Source organism: Enterococcus sp. B2E4 (assembly GCF_030499455.1).
Taxonomy (GTDB): Bacteria; Bacillota; Bacilli; order Lactobacillales; family Enterococcaceae; genus Enterococcus_D; species Enterococcus_D casseliflavus.
In genome coordinates, this window is sequence record NZ_JAUKPK010000019.1 from 34806 (window position 1) to 52299 (window position 17494).

The 17494-nt window shown below is 41.8% G+C and carries 18 protein-coding genes; 1 reads left to right on the top strand and 17 read right to left on the bottom strand.

Translation table 11 applies throughout. The annotated features are described in order from the left end of the window. Positions 1-341 precede the first annotated feature (341 nt). From Q1X33_RS13655 to Q1X33_RS13730, 16 genes are all read right to left on the bottom strand, one after another. Positions 342-1097 (bottom strand): DivIVA domain-containing protein, encoded by a 756-nt coding sequence (locus Q1X33_RS13655; RefSeq protein WP_005228824.1) that lies wholly within the window; start codon positions 1095-1097, stop codon positions 342-344. 20 nt (positions 1098-1117) lie between these two features. Continuing rightward, positions 1118-1900, bottom strand: coding sequence for an RNA-binding protein (locus Q1X33_RS13660; RefSeq protein WP_005228823.1), 783 nt, complete (start codon positions 1898-1900; stop codon positions 1118-1120). Positions 1901-1918: 18 nt separating this feature from the next. Then, positions 1919-2182, bottom strand: coding sequence for a YggT family protein (locus Q1X33_RS13665; protein ID WP_005228822.1), 264 nt, complete (start codon positions 2180-2182; stop codon positions 1919-1921). Positions 2183-2208: 26 nt separating this feature from the next. Then, positions 2209-2862, bottom strand: coding sequence for a cell division protein SepF (locus Q1X33_RS13670; protein WP_010749764.1), 654 nt, complete (start codon positions 2860-2862; stop codon positions 2209-2211). Positions 2863-2878: 16 nt separating this feature from the next. Continuing rightward, positions 2879-3550 (bottom strand): YggS family pyridoxal phosphate-dependent enzyme, encoded by a 672-nt coding sequence (locus tag Q1X33_RS13675; RefSeq protein WP_005228817.1) that lies wholly within the window; start codon positions 3548-3550, stop codon positions 2879-2881. Positions 3551-3562: 12 nt separating this feature from the next. Continuing rightward, entirely contained in the window at positions 3563-4807 is a 1245-nt protein-coding gene (ftsZ, locus tag Q1X33_RS13680) for a cell division protein FtsZ (protein WP_005228816.1), read from the bottom strand. Positions 4808-4838: 31 nt separating this feature from the next. Next, positions 4839-6161, bottom strand: a complete 1323-nt coding sequence (ftsA, locus tag Q1X33_RS13685; protein WP_005228814.1) for a cell division protein FtsA — start codon at positions 6159-6161, stop codon at positions 4839-4841. Between the two features lie 153 nt (positions 6162-6314). After that, a complete protein-coding gene (locus Q1X33_RS13690; protein ID WP_015510164.1) occupies positions 6315-7298 on the bottom strand; it encodes a cell division protein FtsQ/DivIB in 984 nt (327 codons plus the stop codon). A gap of 86 nt (positions 7299-7384) precedes the next feature. Beyond that, positions 7385-8479: an undecaprenyldiphospho-muramoylpentapeptide beta-N-acetylglucosaminyltransferase gene (gene murG, locus Q1X33_RS13695; RefSeq protein WP_010749767.1), complete on the bottom strand. Its 1095-nt coding sequence runs from the start codon at positions 8477-8479 to the stop codon at positions 7385-7387. Between the two features lie 15 nt (positions 8480-8494). Then, positions 8495-9853, bottom strand: coding sequence for a UDP-N-acetylmuramoyl-L-alanine--D-glutamate ligase (murD, locus tag Q1X33_RS13700; protein WP_034869168.1), 1359 nt, complete (start codon positions 9851-9853; stop codon positions 8495-8497). A gap of 12 nt (positions 9854-9865) precedes the next feature. Continuing rightward, the gene (gene mraY, locus Q1X33_RS13705) at positions 9866-10828 is read right to left on the bottom strand and encodes a phospho-N-acetylmuramoyl-pentapeptide-transferase (protein WP_301969703.1); all 963 of its coding nucleotides are present in this window, start codon (positions 10826-10828) and stop codon (positions 9866-9868) included. Positions 10829-10847: 19 nt separating this feature from the next. Beyond that, positions 10848-13043 (bottom strand): penicillin-binding transpeptidase domain-containing protein, encoded by a 2196-nt coding sequence (locus Q1X33_RS13710; RefSeq protein WP_270788061.1) that lies wholly within the window; start codon positions 13041-13043, stop codon positions 10848-10850. After that, positions 13044-13463, bottom strand: a complete 420-nt coding sequence (ftsL, locus tag Q1X33_RS13715) for a cell division protein FtsL (RefSeq protein WP_005228796.1) — start codon at positions 13461-13463, stop codon at positions 13044-13046. It lies immediately after the preceding gene. Between the two features lie 5 nt (positions 13464-13468). Next, positions 13469-14428 (bottom strand): 16S rRNA (cytosine(1402)-N(4))-methyltransferase RsmH, encoded by a 960-nt coding sequence (gene rsmH / locus Q1X33_RS13720; RefSeq protein WP_005228794.1) that lies wholly within the window; start codon positions 14426-14428, stop codon positions 13469-13471. A 25-nt stretch (positions 14429-14453) separates the two neighbouring features. Further along, entirely contained in the window at positions 14454-14885 is a 432-nt protein-coding gene (gene mraZ, locus Q1X33_RS13725) for a division/cell wall cluster transcriptional repressor MraZ (RefSeq protein WP_005228792.1), read from the bottom strand. Positions 14886-15083: 198 nt separating this feature from the next. Continuing rightward, positions 15084-15452, bottom strand: a complete 369-nt coding sequence (locus tag Q1X33_RS13730) for a DUF3397 domain-containing protein (RefSeq protein ID WP_005228786.1) — start codon at positions 15450-15452, stop codon at positions 15084-15086. 331 nt (positions 15453-15783) lie between these two features. Between Q1X33_RS13730 and Q1X33_RS13735 the strand changes: the two genes are divergently transcribed. Continuing rightward, positions 15784-15903, top strand: coding sequence for a DUF4044 domain-containing protein (locus Q1X33_RS13735; protein ID WP_005237290.1), 120 nt, complete (start codon positions 15784-15786; stop codon positions 15901-15903). Positions 15904-15967: 64 nt separating this feature from the next. Here the strand turns inward: Q1X33_RS13735 and cls are convergent, their stop codons facing one another. Next, a complete protein-coding gene (gene cls / locus Q1X33_RS13740; protein ID WP_005228785.1) occupies positions 15968-17413 on the bottom strand; it encodes a cardiolipin synthase in 1446 nt (481 codons plus the stop codon). Positions 17414-17494: the final 81 nt, after the last annotated feature.

Consider the following 17494-nt stretch of genomic DNA (forward strand, 5'->3'; position numbering starts at 1 on the left):
GATTCCTAGTAGGGTTACTACGCTCCCTATGGTCGCCTAGTACTGTTCATCATCTATTCTGTCTTGCTTCGCAAGCCAATCATAGTGATTCACAGCAAAAAACACGTCCGTCCCTGGCAAGGGACGAACGTGTTCGTGGTACCACCCAAATTTTTCTTGTCGTTAGACAATTCTTTGATGATCGGTAACGGGATCAGGCGTCGTTCTCTACTTGAGTCTTTGGATAATCGGCTCTTTAAAGAACGCAACTCACAGATGATCTGATTTCTTACAGGGTTTTATTTGGCTTCCACTCTCCCAAACTCGCTTGAAAAATATAAGAAATTTTTCTGTTCTGTGTCTTAGTTGTTATCTGTTTTGTTCAATTCGTCTAATAAGTTTCTCGCATCATCTAATGTTTTCACTTCAGGGCTTTCGCTTACATCAACGATTTTTTCATCTGATTCAACAACGTCCACATCAAATGTGTCCACTGCTTCTGAGTTTACTCCAGAACCATTTTCACTGTCAAGTTCTTTTGATAAAACTTCTCTGATTACTTGATGGGAATCTTGCACGTAGCTTGAAAATGGCGCCAAAATCTCTTCCCACTCGGGGCTCTTCACTTGTTCTAATTGGGTTTGTAACATAACCAATAAGTTGTTGTGGAAGACTCTGGTTTTCTTCTTCAAGTCATTTGTTTCTGTTGCCAATTGACGGGCATTGTCTGTTGCATCCGTCAAAATCTCTTTGGCTTTTTCTTCCGCTGAGGTCATCAAGGCATGGGCATGTTTTTCTGCAGTAGCAACCATTTCATCCGCACGGTTTTGGGCAGACGTAACGATCACTTCTGATTCTTTGCTTGCGCTTGTTTTTACTTTATCCGCGGTATCTTGAGCCACGATGATGGATTGGTTCAAGGCGTCTTTCAGTTCATTGAAATACTCTAGTTTTTCTTCGGCGTGTTTCAATGATTTCTCTAACTCGCGATTGCGTTGAACCGCTTCTTCATAATCGCGAACGATCATATCCAAAAAGTCATCGACTTCGTCTTGGTTGTATCCTCTCATTTTTACTGAAAAGTTTTTATTTTGAATGTCTAATGGAGTTAATGCCATATTCTATACACCTCTTTGATTTATTTACGTAATACACCTAATAACAATCTAACTTTTTCTTTTTTCGTGGTTCCTTCTAACCCCTGTATTTGAATCCGACCAAATCCTCTTACTGAAACGATATCCAGTAAATCCAGAACAAAATCTGGTCGTAGTGCTTCTGTCCAGTTTACTTTTACTTTTCCTGATTCGATCAACTGTTTCGAACGCTGACGTGAGATGTTGTATACGGCAGAGATCACTGTATCAAGACGCAATGAACTAACCGTTTCTCTTTCCTCGGTCCAGCCATCTTTAGGAACGATCAACTCGGTGTATTTTGTTTCTTCCAAGCGCACCGATACGTTTCCGATTTTATCCACTTGGAGTTGGATAAAATGACTGACTTCAGTAGCAACGAATACTTGCCATATTTCACCATCGGAAAGAATGTCTCCAAAGTATTCCCTCTTGACTCCAGTCCCCATTAACGTGCCTAGAACTTTTCCATGACTCAACACCGTAAATTTTTTCGGGTATTGAATCGTAAACAAAGTCATGTCAAACTCATCGGTGGTGGGCTCATAATAATCGGGATAAATCAAACAACGTCGTCTTTCAGCAGCTTCGTAACCACCAAAAAAGCGGAAGCTTAAATCCGTTGATTGACGAATCAAGCTTTCTAAAATATACGCTTGTCTCGGATCTAAAAAATCAGTTAAGTAAGGCGCATACTGCATTTGCACTTGTTCGATCCATCCTTGAGCGGAATCAATAAAAGGGCGTTCATCGTTTCGAAAATGTTGATAGACATTTGCGTTCACCGATAACCACCCCTTACGTTAAAATAAAATTGATTGTAAGATCAATATCAATGCTTGTGATGCTAGCTGTAAGACGATAATTGCAAACGCAATCGTAAAATCAATACCAGCAAAACTTAATTTCAATCGATCAAATAAACTCAAATACGGTTCACACACTTTTGCTAAGAAACGGCCAAAAGCGGATTGATACCCTCCTGGAAACCAAGACAAAAGTGCATAGATCACTAATAAAATGGTATACAGATAAACAGCATCACTTAGTAATTTAACGAATCTCAAAAATAAAATTGGCGTTCCTCCTCACTTTAGATATCAAAAAAATTGGTATCTGCTAATGTTTGGGCAGTGCCTTCAATTTCCATACCCTTAGGCGTGCAAAGAAAAATTTCATCGCCAACACGCTTGATATCACCATCTTCAGCGTACACTGTTCCTGTTAAAAAATCAACTATTCGACGAGCTTGATACTCTTCAATTAAATGAAAATTAACAAGTACAGCATCCCCATTGATGACCTGCTTGGCAATCCCCATCGCTTCGGAATAGACGCGTGGCTCTACGATCGTTATTTTACCAGCTGCTTGTGCGGGTGTTTCTTTTGCTTTTGTTTCTTTGACTCTCGTATTGCTTCTTTGTTGTGCCATCGGAACGACTTTTTCTTCCGTCTTCGTCACCGGTCTTACCCGTTCAGCCGCAGCTGAGGCTTGTTGATAGACAGCTGCTTGTGGTTGCTGTCTGTATTGATAGGCTTGATTTTGTGGTTGACTTGTTGTACGTGTTGCCGCTTGGCCAGATGCATACGTATTCGTGGTTGCTCTGGGGGCTGTAAAAGCTCCTCCTTGGTTCACAGCTTGTTTAGACGCTGTGCGTGCCGGTTCTTCCGTGGCAAATGTTTCTTCGTAGTAATCTTCTTCGTCAGTCAATCCAAAAAAATTGGTCAGTTTCTCTTTGAGCGACATCGGTCAACCTCCTTTTTTATTGAAATAATGCTGTTCCTACACGAATAAATGTTGCACCTTCTTGAATCGCAATGGGAAAATCATTACTCATTCCCATACTCGTTTCTAAGCAAGGGGCATGTGTAAGATGCAGGTCAGCGATCTGTTGTTGAATCCTTTTTAATTCTTTAAAAATCTGATGCTGCTCGTCTTTGGAAGCAGTGAGCGGGGCCATCGTCATCAATCCAACAACACGAATTTTGTCGAACGAAGCAAGTGCTTCAATAAAAGCCATTACCTCTTCAACAAAAATCCCTTGTTTCGTTGCTTCCTGCGAAACATTCACTTCCACAAAGCAGTTGATCGGATGCTCTGCTCGTTTTTGAATTTCTTGTGCCAGTTTGATTGAATCTAACGCATGGAAAAAATCAATCTCATTTATAATTGATTTTACCTTTCTGCGTTGCAAATTGCCAATAAAATGCCAACGGACATCTGGATAATCCTTTAGTGCTGCCTTCTTTTCAAGTAGTTTTTCTACTCGATTTTCTGCACAATCCCGCACACCATTTTCTAAAAGGACTCTTGTTGTTTCTGTATCGACGGATTTTGTCACAGCTGTCAAACAGACATCACTGGCATTTCTAGAAACAAGAGCACAGGAATCCTGTATCTCTTGCTGAATCTTGTGCAAGTTCTCAGAAATCATGTGCTCTGCCCCCTAGCGTTTACGACGGAAAAATGGTGGTGTGCTTAATTCGTCGTCATCATTCGAACGTACTTCATCACGGCTGAAGGTATCGAATTCTTTCTTTTCTACATTTTCAAATGTGTTTTCTTCTACTTTAGGTCGTACATTTTGTTCTTTGCGGATATCCCAATCACCAAAGCCATTGCTTTCTTCTGCTTGCGCTGGGCGTGCTTGATCCATATCTAATGTTGGTTTTTGAGGGATAGAATGAATTTGACCTTGGCTTTGTCTGCTAGAGCGAGAACCCCGTTCTTTTTTTGAAGGGTCAATGCCGGTTGCAATGACAGTCACACGGATCTCATCGCCTAAGTCTTCATTGATTGATGTACCTAAGATAATGTTTACGTCGCCTGTTGCCGCATGAGCGACGATATCAGAAGCATCTTGTGCTTCAAATAAAGTCATATCCAATCCGCCAGTGATGTTCAATAGCACTTGTTCTGCGCCATCGATCGACGTTTCTAGTAATGGTGAAGAGATCGCTTTTTTCGTTGCTTCGATTACACGTTCTTCCCCGCTAGCAACACCGATTCCCATCAAGGCTGTGCCTTGATTTTCCATTACTGTTTTCACATCAGCGAAGTCTAAGTTGACATAGCCAGGTGCAGTGATCAAGTCTGAGATCCCTTGAACCCCTTGACGCAAGACATTGTCTGCTTCACGGAATGCTTCAAGCATTGGCGTTTTCTTGTCAACAACTTCTAATAAACGGTTGTTTGAGATGATCAATAAGGTATCGACATTCTCTTTTAATTTAGCGATGCCTTCAGCCGCAAAACGGCCACGTTTTGGTCCTTCAAAAGTAAACGGACGAGTAACGACACCGACTGTCAACGCGCCGATTTCTTTAGCGATTTTCGCTACGATCGGTGCAGCACCTGTTCCGGTTCCGCCACCCATACCAGCGGTAATGAAAATCATGTCTGCGCCTTCTAATGATTCGCGAATAGAATCTTCACTTTCTTCCGCTGCTTTTTGACCAACTTCTGGTTGAGAGCCAGCACCAAGTCCGCGGGTATATTTAGGGCCTAATTGAATGACTGTTTCTGCTTTTGAGTTTTTTAACGCTTGAACGTCAGTGTTGGCTGCAATAAATTCTACGCCCTTGACATTTTCTTCGATCATACGATTGACTGCGTTGCCGCCACCGCCACCGACTCCGATGACTTTGATCACAGCGCCGTCATTGATGTTATTATCAATTGAAAATTCCATAATTTATCTTCCTCCTGAGAATCGTTTTAGATTATTCAAAGATATTTGAGAAGAAATCTTTTACTCGGTTTGTGATCGACTCACCTTTTTTCTCTTCTTCTGCTTCTTCATAAGTTTCTTCTGGCGCTTCATATTGTTCGTAATGCACTTCTTGTTGTTGAATAGCAACGGGCTGTTGCGCCACTGTTTTTTCACCAGTGATCGCACTTTTGGCAAGCTGGTACACTTCGCTTAAGTTTGCCGAATAGTCAACGATACTGATCACATTCGTGAAAACAGGATTTCTAAGTCCCATATGATTAGGAACGTAAAGCTTGACGTTTGTTTCGAATACTTCTTGAGCAAGATCTACGACACCAGGAAGACTTGCAGCGCCACCAGTCAAGATCACGCCACCCGGTAAATCAAGCCCATCGATTTCGTCTAGGACTTCTTTTGATTTGGTGAAGATTTGTTCCATACGGGCTTCAATGATTTCTGATAAATAGCGTTCATCGATTTTCACTGGTTCTGATTTCCCGATCACATCAACCGGAAATTCTTCACTGGCTGAAGTGCGTTCAGGATACGCATCCCCATAATTGATCTTCAATGCTTCTGCATTGTTGAAAGAGGTATTTAAAACCGTCGAAATGTCTTTTGTGACAAATTCGCCGCCCTCTTGGTTCACATGGGTGAATTTCAATTGCTTGTCGTGCATCGCTGCTGTGGTTGTTTGGCCGCCACCAATGTCGATGACGATCGTACCAAAATCTTTTTCACCGTCTGATAAAATCGATTCCGTTAGTGCTAATGGCGTAATGACTACTTCATTAACAATCAGACCAGATTTTTCAACACATTTGCGAATGTTGTGAATGATGGTTTTTGGTCCTGTATACACAACACCAAACATTTCTAGGCGAACCCCGATCATGCCACGAGGATCTTTGATTCCTTCAAAACCATCAACGGTAAATTCCTGCGGTAAAATAGCAATGATCTGTCTTTCAGGAGGGGTAGAACGAACGAGTGCTGCGGAGGCAACATTACGCACGTCTTCGTCGGTGATCTCTTTTGATTCACTATTGACAGCGATCATTCCTTGACAATTTTCCACTTCAAGAAGATTGGCTGGTACACCAACACTTACACTGCGAATTTGAATTCCTGCTTTTTCTTCTGCTTGTCTTACTGCTCTTTGAATGGCTTGTACCGTTTTATCGATATCTACAATGATCCCACGGTTGATTCCTTCTGATTTTGCATTACCTACACCAATGATATTCATTTGGCTGTCAACGTATTCGGCTACTACAACTTTTACAGATGTCGTACCGATATCAAGGCCAACATACATTCCCGTTTTTGCCATGGATGGGGTTCCCTCCTACTTAAATTGGATATATAGCGAACCATCACAGTCCGTTTTTAGAGTTCATTCGAATAATTTGTTCACTGTTACCAATTCTACCATATAATGGCGCTTTTTAGAAACAAGTTAATGAAAAAAACTCTTGAATTTTTCCTAAGAATCACTATCAGCTGTTTGATTTTCGTCTGCATCGTCTTCTTGTGTATTTGAAATTGGGTAAGTAAAGATTCCAACTTCCATATCCACAATACTGTCCTCGGTCAAATCTTTGGCAATTTGCGGATAATACTGCATTTGACTCACCATATTCGAAATGTTGACGATCACTTGATTGCCATCATTCATAAAGAGAGTCAGCAGCTCATCATTGCTGTCACGGGGGGTATATTTGATTTGAGAAACGCCATCGCGAATTTCTGAACTTAATTCTTGATAGGCACTAAGTGTTGCTTTGATTTTATCTTCAGCCGAAAAATTTTCTAAAACCGGCAATCCTTCCACTGGCTGCTCACTGATTTCATCTAACACAACGCCATTTTCTAAAACCGGCGCATAGCCACCATCTTGGGCTAGTAAAGCAACTTCTTGAAATTCAGTGACAGTGATATCGAAGCGATTGATACCAGATAGAGAAATTGAGGCATTTTTTATACGTGGCAATTCTTTTTTGATGGCAGACACGCTTTGATTACGTTCGAAAAATTGCGGCCACATCTCTTCATTGACGGTTAGGTCCGAATTTTCGAGAATTGCTTCTGCGGATACTTCATGATTGCCTTTGACGACCACATTCGCCAAACGACTAAGGGGCGAAACGAAATACAAAACAATCAATAAAGGAATCATCAACAATCCAATAATCAAGGCTAAACGGCGAATCAACACTTGGTTGCGGTACGCCTTTAGGTTAGGCAGCCGATCAGCAAAGGAGCGGGCCTTCTTTTCTGGCTCTGGCAATGCTTCCTTCTCATCAACAGACTCTTCCATTGCTTCATCTGCTTCAAAAAATGTTTCTTCTTGCTCGTCTTCATGGTCTTTGGACGTATCTTCTGTTTCTTCAGGAGCAGGAGAAGACCAAGCTGGCTGATTGCCTTTTTCTTGCAAATACTTTAGATTTTCTTTTTGCCAAGGGGTCAACTCTTCCGTTGACGAGGGGGTTTGATCATCATGAGGTGTTTTGTCTTTACTAATGATAATCGCTCCTTTCTATCCCACACATTGTACTATTTGATTACCTCTTGCACAAGTCGAAATAACCGTTCTGAGGCATCGCTGATCCCTTGTTCTTTTGAGGCTTTTGCCATCTTACTACGAAGGGCTTCATCTTGCATGATACTGTCTACTGCTTCCACGAGGTTTTGACTGTTTAGTTCATGATCGGCAATCATTTTGACTGCTCCTGCATTGGCTAAACTTTGGGCGTTCTTCGTTTGGTGGTCATTGGTCACATAAGGACTAGGAATCAAAATCGCTGGAATCCCTAATGCAGTGAATTCTGCGATCGATGTGGCTCCTGCTCGTCCAATCAACAAATCACTATTTGCCATCACTTCTGCCATCTGATCAATGTAAGGGCGAATACTGATATTAGGAAAGGCATCTTTTGACATGCCGATTTTTTCTTCGATCTCTTTGTAATACCGTTCACCTGACGCATAGAGAAGCTGATACTCTTTTTGAGCAAACAGCGGCAGCGCATCAATGATCGCTTGATTGATTTTCAGTGCTCCTTGACTCCCACCAAAAACCAAGACCGTCTTTTTCGCCGGATTTAAATCGTAGGAAGACAAGATCGCTGACTTTTGACTGTTGCGTACTTCTTGACCTCTGGGATTCCCCACCAGCACTGTTTTCTTCGCTGGAAAGTACTGGGACGCATCGTGAAAGGCAATGGCGATTTTGTCCACATATTTGGTTAGAAATTTATTCGTGATCCCGGGAACACTATTTTGTTCATGAATAATTGTAGGAATTTTCAACTTCGCTGCAGCAAAGACCACCGCGCCAGAAACGTAGCCGCCGGTGCCGATCACGACATCCGGTTGAAACTCCTTGATGATTTTTTTGGCTGCGTAATAACTTTTCATGAAAAGTTGGATCGTTTTTACATTATCGAAGGACAACTTACGCTTAAAGCCTTGGATTTCTAATGTTTTAAAAGGAATACCTGTTGGAGGAACGATTTTATTTTCCAAGCCCCTTGTTGCACCAATGTATAAAAATTCGGCTGTCGGGTCAATCTCTTTTACATAATCGACAAAAGACAACGCTGGATAAATATGTCCGCCAGTACCGCCGCCAGTCACAAGTATTTTCATATCCGTCACTCATTTCTATTTAAGTTCTGCTACTGCCGCCATAAATTTGTCGCCGCGAACTTCAAAATTAGGGTATTGATCCCAACTTGCATTCGCAGGTGACAATAAAATCGTATCTCCAGCAGCACTTAAAGAAAAGGCTAATGGGACGGCTGTTTCAACATTGTCTGTCATTTCAATTGTTTTTACCCCTGCTGCTTGAGCAGCAGCGGCCAATTTTTCCTTTGTTTCACCAAACAACACGATGGCTTTTAGCCCTTTTAGTGCGGGAACTAAGTCATCAAAGCTGTTCCCCCGATCCAGACCACCTGCCAATAAAATCAGTTTCTCATTGTCAAAGCCGCCTAATGCCATTTCTGTGGCTAGAATGTTTGTTGCTTTGGAGTCATTGAAAAATTTCACCTGATTGATGGTGATGACATACTGAGTCCGATGGGGCACGCCCGTAAAGGTTTGTAACGCTTGCTTAATGGCTTCGTTTGGCATATCGCAAAGTTTACCGACAGCAATCGCTGCTAATGCATTTTCAATATTATGATCTCCTGGCACGCCAAGTTCATCAGCTGCCATGATCACTTCTTCTTTATAATAGAGGATACCGTCAAGCATGTACGCGCCTGCTACTTTTTCCTTGGTGGAAAAAGGAATGATTTGCGCTTTTGATTTTGCCGACAGTGCTTCTAGCTCTGGTTGGTTCCAGTTGATCACCAAATAATCATCCGCAGTCATTCGTTGTTGCAAGCGCCATTTTGCTAGGACATATTCTGGGCGACTGCCATGGTAATCGATATGGGCTTCATAAATATTGGTGATCACGGCGATTTTTGGTCGCAAAGTATCGATCCCCATCAATTGGAAGCTAGACAATTCCATGACTAATCGGTCTTCTGCTTTGGCTGTTTGAGCAACGGAACTTGCAGGAAACCCAATGTTCCCAGAAAGCAGTGCCTGTCCTTTTTGCATCCCGGCGTTTAAGACATTAGCGATCATGGTCGTTGTGGTGGTTTTTCCGTTCGTACCAGTGATGCCGATAATCGGTGCCTCAGAGATTTGATACGCTAACTCCACTTCCGTGATCACAGGAATTTTTTTCTCTAAAGCTTTTTGAACAAGTGGCTGTGAATAAGGGATTCCGGGATTTTTCACAACTAACGAAAAGCCTTCATCCAATAATTCGATTGGGTGGCTGCCAGTGATCACTTTGACCCCTAACGCCAAAAGATCTTGTGCTTCGGGATTTTCAGCAAATGGCTTGCCGTCATTAACGGTCACAAGTGCGCCCAAATCATGTAACAATTTGGCCGCACTGAATCCACTACGCGCTAATCCTAGCACAAGAACTTTTTTATTTTGATATGTTTTAATTTTTTTCATTTTCTTCATCTCCTACCATACAAGGGCTATTGTGAGCAACGAGCAACCTAACGCAATACACCAAAATACAGTGTCGATCTTCCACTCAGACCATCCGCTCATTTCAAAATGATGATGGATGGGTGACATCTTGAAGATTCGTTTGCCCGTTAATTTGAATGAGGCAACTTGCAGCATCACGCTTGCTGTTTCACAAACATAGACCAGTCCGACAAGCAAGAGGGTCCATTCTTGGTGTAAAAGAATCGAAATTGCTGCCAGCAGACCGCCTAAAGCCAGTGAGCCAACATCCCCCATAAAGATTTTAGCCGGTTTGCGATTGTAGGGAAAGAAGCCGATCAATCCGCCAATGATTGCTAGACAAACGATCAACACATCGATTTGATCTTGCCGCCAAGCAATCAGTGCGTAAGTTGAAAAAGAAATCGTGCCCAGTCCTGCGACCAGTCCATCAATACCGTCGGTCAAGTTGACTGCATTTGAAAAACCGACCAGCCAAAAGATGACGAACACTCCGTAAAAGATCGACAATGGTATATCGATTCCAAAGAAATTTAATACGTCTGCATTGCCTTCCGCTCGAAAAACCAAGTAAAAGACAAGCCCGCCTAAAATCTGTCCAATCAATTTTTGCAGCGAGTTTAAGCCCATATTTCTTTTGCGGAAAATCTTGATGAAATCGTCAAGAAATCCTAATGCACCATAAACCAAGGTAATGAACAAAAGAATGAACAATGAAGCAGTCAGTTGATTTTGCCATGCCCCTACCCAAATTGCAGTGATCATTGCAGAAATCAAAAATACAAACCCACCCATCGTTGGTGTACCGGCCTTTACGTTATGCCATTTGGGGCCGTCCCCACGTATTTCCTGTCCGTACTTATTCATTTGAAAATAGCCGATAAACAAAGGCATTGTGGCTGTTACGATCGCAAAGCCACTTGCCAAAGGTAATATCATCTCTGTCCATTCCATATCGTTCTCTCCTATTATTCTATTCGTTTTCGCTTAGTGTAAACTTGATCGATTGTCCCGATAACTCAGTATAAGGCTCCACGCTCTGTTTGGTACAATAGCCGTCCCCTTCAAAACTGACGTCCACATTCAACAGACTGCCAAATTTGATCAAATCTGCTTTGGACCAGGAGGTCGTATCAGGCATGTAATACTTGTCGCTATCCGTAATCAGCAGTACCCGTCCGCCAGGCATGATCGAAGTGCCGCTGTCAACGGACTGTGCGATGACCTTCTCGCCATCACCGATGACAACAGGGGTCAACCCAGCTTTTTGAACGTCAGTTGCCGCAGATTCTGTATCAAGATTACGATAATCCCCTACAGTCGTTTCACTACCAGAGGTTGTACTATCTTCTAATGCAGAGTTTTTCAGATCCATGACCCGTTTCATCAATGGATTGGCAATTTCACCCAACACGGTGCTTTCGTGCTTCTCTGGCAATTTGATTGTCAAATACAAAATATATTCTGGTTCTTCTGAAGGAAACATCAAAACAACAGAATACAGATAATTGGTACCACCAGACAAATACTTACCGGTCGTTGAATCGGCTACTTGGGCTGTCCCCGTTTTTGCGGAAATATTGTAGCCCGGTAGTTCATAGACACCATAAGCACTTCCGTAATTTTCACTTTCGACAACATCACGCATATATTCCCGTACTTTTGTTGCCGCTTCTGCTGTAATGGGATGGCCAACTTCTTCTGGTTGTGTGACCGTTTCTTCTCCTGTATTGCCATCAACGATTTTACTAATAAATTGTGGTTTCAACATCGTTCCGTTATTTGCCACCGACGTAAAGGCCTGCATCATTTGGAAATTCGTCACACCAATCGCTTGACCAAATGACGTCATCGCTTGGCTGACAGGGTTATCCTCTGGTGTGATCCCAGTATTTTCGTTAGGCAATCCTGAATAGGTACTGCGACCAAAACCAAATTCTTTTAAGTATTGTTGCCAACGATCTGCCATTCGCTGTTCCAAGGTCACCATTCCAATATTACTCGACCATGAAAGTGCTTGGCGCATCGTCAGTGTTCCTTTTTGACCGAAGTCCCAGTCGTTGATGGTTGCATCATAAAGTTTCATTCCATCAGGGCTTGGGGTAAAAGTTTCGTTTTCATTGAAGATCCCTTGATCGATCGCTGCTGCCGTCGTCAAGATCTTCATGGTTGATCCTGGCTCGTAGTTGTCTTCAACTAACAGGTTTTGCCAATCATTGATGGAATCCAAATTTTCTGGATTATAGGTTGGTCGCTGCGCCATCGCCACGATCTCACCCGTTTTTGCATCCATTAAGTTCGCTGTTAAGTTTTCTGGTTTATTTTCTTTAAAGACACTGTCCATCAGCGTTTCCAAGTAGCTTTGGATTCGACTATCAATAGTCGTATAGACATCTTTTCCATCCACCGCTGCAACAGTTTCGGCTACGGTTCCTGGCAACGGATTTTGATTGTTGTCTTTTTGATAAACGATCTCGCCATCAGTCCCAGAAAGCACGTCATTGTACGCAGCTTCTAGCCCAGTTTTCCCAACTAGACCAGTATCGTCATCATTGGCAACAGCATACCCGATAAAGTGAGAAGAAAAGACACCATTCGGATAAAGTCGAGCTGGATGGCTGTCAAAATGAAAGCCAGCAATCCCTTCTTTTTCCATTGCATCTTCAATCGCATTCTTTTGTTCTAATGTAATATTGTTTCCTTTGCTTCCAAAAGAAACACGCCATAATTGTTGTTCAAGCCCTTCTTCTAATGTATTGACTGCTGTTTCTTGGTCGATGGACAATACATCCGACAAGATTTTGCCCAATTTATTGAAGTTTGCTTTTTCTGCAAAAAGATTCTTTTTGCCATCTTTGTAATTTTGGTTCAAAACAGCGTAAATCGAATACGAGGTCACATCTTCAGCAATTGGAATCCCATTGCGGTCATAGATCGTTCCACGTTTCGCTTTGATGACTTCACTGCCTTCATAAAGATTTTTCGTTTTTTCAGCTAAGGAAGTCCCTGCAACATCTCCGACAATGACGATGTAGCTCAAACGCGTGACAAACAAAAAGAACAATCCAATACTCGTAGCAAAGAGAATAATACCTACTTTTTTGCGATTGTTCGTTGTAGTTTGATTGTTCTTTTTTAAGTATTGCTTGAATTTATCTGTTAACTTCATTTAGTCCACTTTCCTTAAATTGCCGTCATCGATCGACAATCCATTATCCTCAGCAATCTTTTGGATGCGCTCGGTTTTAGAAAGTTCATTTTTCTCTTGTTCCAACTGTTCTGCTTGTGTTGTTTTTTCATTGATATCCGATTGGATCAAAGAAATATCGTGTTCGACTTGACTGATATTGGTTCGAATATTGATGGTCAAGATCGCCAACGTCAATACAGAGATGATCACAAAGGCAGCGATCAGTTTTTCCAGAGTAGAAATGCTTTTTAACCGACGAGCCGGAGATGCTGGTACGCGGATGACCTCAGGACGCTGGGGATCAGTAGGCAGTTTTTCAGTTGTCGGTTCAGAGTGTTCCATAGGTTGTGATTCAAGTGGTTCTCTGAATTCATAGTCATGAACTTTTAGTTCTGCCATAGTTGTTACCCTTCGCTTTCCTTGATTTTTTCCGCGATTCGCAGTTTCGCACTGCGAGAACGATTATTTTCAGCTACTTCTTCCTCAGTTGGAAGTAGTGGTTTTCTTGTTATAAGTTTAAGTGTTGGTTGGAATTCTTCTGGTATCATCGGCAAACCTGGCGGCATATCCTTCGGTGTGCTGTATTCCTTGAACATCGATTTCACGATGCGATCTTCTAAAGAGTGAAACGTGATGACACTCACACGTCCGTTGACTGCTAAAAGATGAATCGCTTGTTCAAGTGATTCTTCAATCACACCTAGCTCATCATTGACTGCAATGCGAATGGCTTGGAAAACCCGTTTTGCAGGGTGTCCGCCTTTTCTTCTTGCTGGCGCCGGAATGGCTGTTTTGATGATATCGACCAACTCACCCGTTGTTTCGATTGGATGATCTTGTCGCACCCGCTCGATTTCACGAGCGATTTGTTTCGAGAATTTTTCTTCTCCATAACGGAAGAAGATTTTGACTAATTGGTGGTAGTCGAATTGATTGACTACTTCATAGGCAGTCAATGCTGCAGTTTGATCCATCCGCATATCCAGCGGTGCATCTTGGTGGTAGCTAAAGCCGCGTTCGGCTTCATCTAATTGGGGTGAGGAAACACCTAAATCGTACAAAATCCCATCGACTCGGCTCACACCGTGTTGATGCAATGCTTCCTTTAAATAGCGGAAATTACTTTTAATGAACGTAACCATTCCTTTAGCAACATATGGTGCTAAACGTTCTTTCGCATGATCGATAGCAGTTTGGTCTTGATCAAAAGCAAAGAGATGTCCCTCTTCAGACAGTTGCGACAATAAATATTCACTATGACCGGCTCCACCTAATGTACAATCGACATAGACGCCTTCTGGACGAATCTTTAACCCATCAACGGTCTCCTGTAGCATAACGGTGTAGTGTTGAAAATCTGCCATGTGTTTTTTCCTCTTCCTATCAAGCCTATAAGCCAAAATCAATCATTGTTTCAGCAATTTCATCAAAGTTTTCTTCTGCTTCTTCAGAGAATGCTTGCCAACGCGTTTCATCCCAAATCTCGATTCGGTTTGAAACGCCGATGATCACACAACTTTTGGTAAGGTCTGCATGATTTCTCAATGTAACAGGGATATTGATTCGTCCTTGTTTATCGATTTCGCACTCTGTTGCAGCAGAATAAAAGAAGCGGACAAATGTCCGAGCGTCCTTTTTCGCTAAAGGCATTTCGTTTAGTTTTTCTTCAAGTTTTTCCCATTCAGATAAGGGGTAGCCAAATAAACAGCCATCTAATCCACGTGTCACAACAAATTTTTCTCCGAGTTTTTCTCGTAGTTTTGAAGGGACGATTAGTCGGCCTTTTGCATCTATCGAATGTTGAAATTCACCCATAAACATCGATAAATAACCCCCGATCTCCACCTGATATTCACAGTCTACCACAATCCCCCACTTTCTACCACAAATTATATGAAATTTGAAAGGGAAGTTGTTTGACTTTTCTTTACCAAATGAGGAAAAAGAGGAAAACCGACTACTTAAAGTTTTTAAAAAAACTTTAAGTGAAAAAATGGGCGTTTATCAAGAGTCAAAACACTATAAGTAACTAACAATATTTAGAATGATCAAAACGACATGAAAAATGATCGTAAATAGAAAAATACTACGCCAATACATCTTTAAATAGCGACCATATTGGATCTCCTCATAGTAATACGCCTGAAAGACTGCCAGCAGAATCCCTAATAAAAAAATGGAGATCAAATAGTACAATGTGATCGCTTGATCAAAAGTATACTTTGATAATTGATGAATCCCGACCATCAAAAACGGTACTGCTAAATCCGGTGCCTTCACGTGGTAACGATCATTCAAGGACAACGCGGAAACAATAAACCGACAGGCGAAATAGACGAGCACAGGGAAGATATACCAAAACAAAACGATTGGATTAAATCCAGACATACAGCAAAATCCTTTCTAACAACTAGTGTCACTATACTTTATTTTCTTTACATCCGTGTTTCAGTTCTTTTAAAAATCTGAGCTGGAATAAGACAGTCATGAAATTTTTTAAGGAGCCTCTTTGTTCATCAGCTGACTTTTGAAAGTCTTGAAGAATGCATTTCTTTACCTATTAAAACAGAAGGGCGTATCTTCAACAAGTCTATCTTGCCATTCTAATGATTTTTTTGTCCTGAAATTGAAAATTTCTTAATTTCTCCTTGGTTCAACTTGAGTTCTTGTGTATTTGAGGGTAAACTGTCACTAGAATAACTCTAAAAGGTGGATTAAAATGAACGAGAAAAAACCAAAAAGTACCTTTGCAAAAATCACGCAAGTCGTGATCTGGACCATGCTTATTCTCACTGTTGGCTCGATTTTCTTAGCAGCATACACAAGTATTATGGGTTAATCCTATTAAAAAAGTGCCCTTTTCCAAAATGATGGCTTCCATCTTTTGGAAAAGGGCACTTTTTTTACAGCAAGGGTGACACAAGGCGTGCCAAGCCTTCTTTGATTTTGATCGTCAGCTTTCTTTGCTGATACGCTTCGATCGTTAAGTGCTTGGAATCAATCGAATCCGCCAGAAACGCTTCTTTCGTTTGCGTCGCGAGTTGTGCATCGTAGATGATCGTATTGACCTCAAAGTCTAAACGAAACGAACGGACATCAATATTTGCTGAACCAATCGAAACGAGCCCACTGTCAATGATCATCGTTTTTGCATGCATAAACCCTTTCTCATAGGTTTCGATGACTGCCCCAAAATGCAGCAGCTCAGCCGCAAAGGAATAGGTCGCCCAATATACCAAGGGATGATCTGGTTTGTTAGGGATTTGTATATGAACTTTCACCCCAGAAAGCAGTGCCAACTTCAAGGCATTGTGAATAGCTTCATCCGGAATATAATAAGGTGTTTGGATCAAGATTTCCTTTTTGGCTAAGTTGATCATTTTCAGATAGGTCATTTTGATTTCTTCATGTTCCGTATCAGGACCACTCGTGATGACTTGGGCTGCAACTGTCCCGACTTGTTTAATTTCAGGAAACAAGGAAGGATCATATTTGATCTCCAACGCATGTTGTGAATTCCAATCCATCAAAAACCGATTTTGCAGCGAATAGACAGCTGAACCGGCAATTCGCAAGTGATTGTCTCGCCAATAACCGAATTTTTCCACTTGCCCTAGATATTCATCTCCCACATTAAAACCGCCTGTATAGCCAATTTCTCCATCGATCACCACGATTTTCCGATGATTTCGATAATTGATTCGCGGATTGACATAAGGAACGAATAAAGGAAAGAAGAAGGCAATTTGACCGCCATGTAGACGCAACTCATCAAAAAACTTCAATGATACTTGGGTGCTGCCCCAAGCATCTAATAAGACTCTTACTTTTACGCCTCGCTTCGCCGCGCGCACCAGTGCCTCTTTGACTTCATTTCCCAATGTATCACTGCGATAAATGTAATATTCCATATGAATGTGATTTTTTGCCTGTTCGATATCCGCGATCAAGGCATCAAATTTCTGCCGTCCGTCGGTATAAAGCGTCATACTATTCGCTGTCGTATACAGGGATTGCCCAAAGACTGTCAACAGGTAGACCAGCTGCTGCACTTCTACCTGCGCGGTCGGCGGATGCGGAAACAGCTGACGAGCGAGGGCTTGTTTTTGTTCTTCTAATTCAACATTCAGCCCCACCTTTGCCTGTGAGCGCATATCAAAGATCTTTTCCTTAGAGATCCCTCTACCAAAGAAAAAGTAAAGCACAAAGCCAACGATTGGAATGAACATCAAGACCAAAAGCCAGGCCCACGTTTGAGCAGTCTGCCGCCTTTCTCTGAAAATGATAATGATTGATAACAAAATATTGACTATAAATAAAATGGTTACCAAATTATCCATTACAACCATTTCTCCACCTCTTCCCCGATTTCCCGCTACTAAAGCATATCAAAAAATAGTACCTAAAGTAAAGAAACACTGTGATGAAAC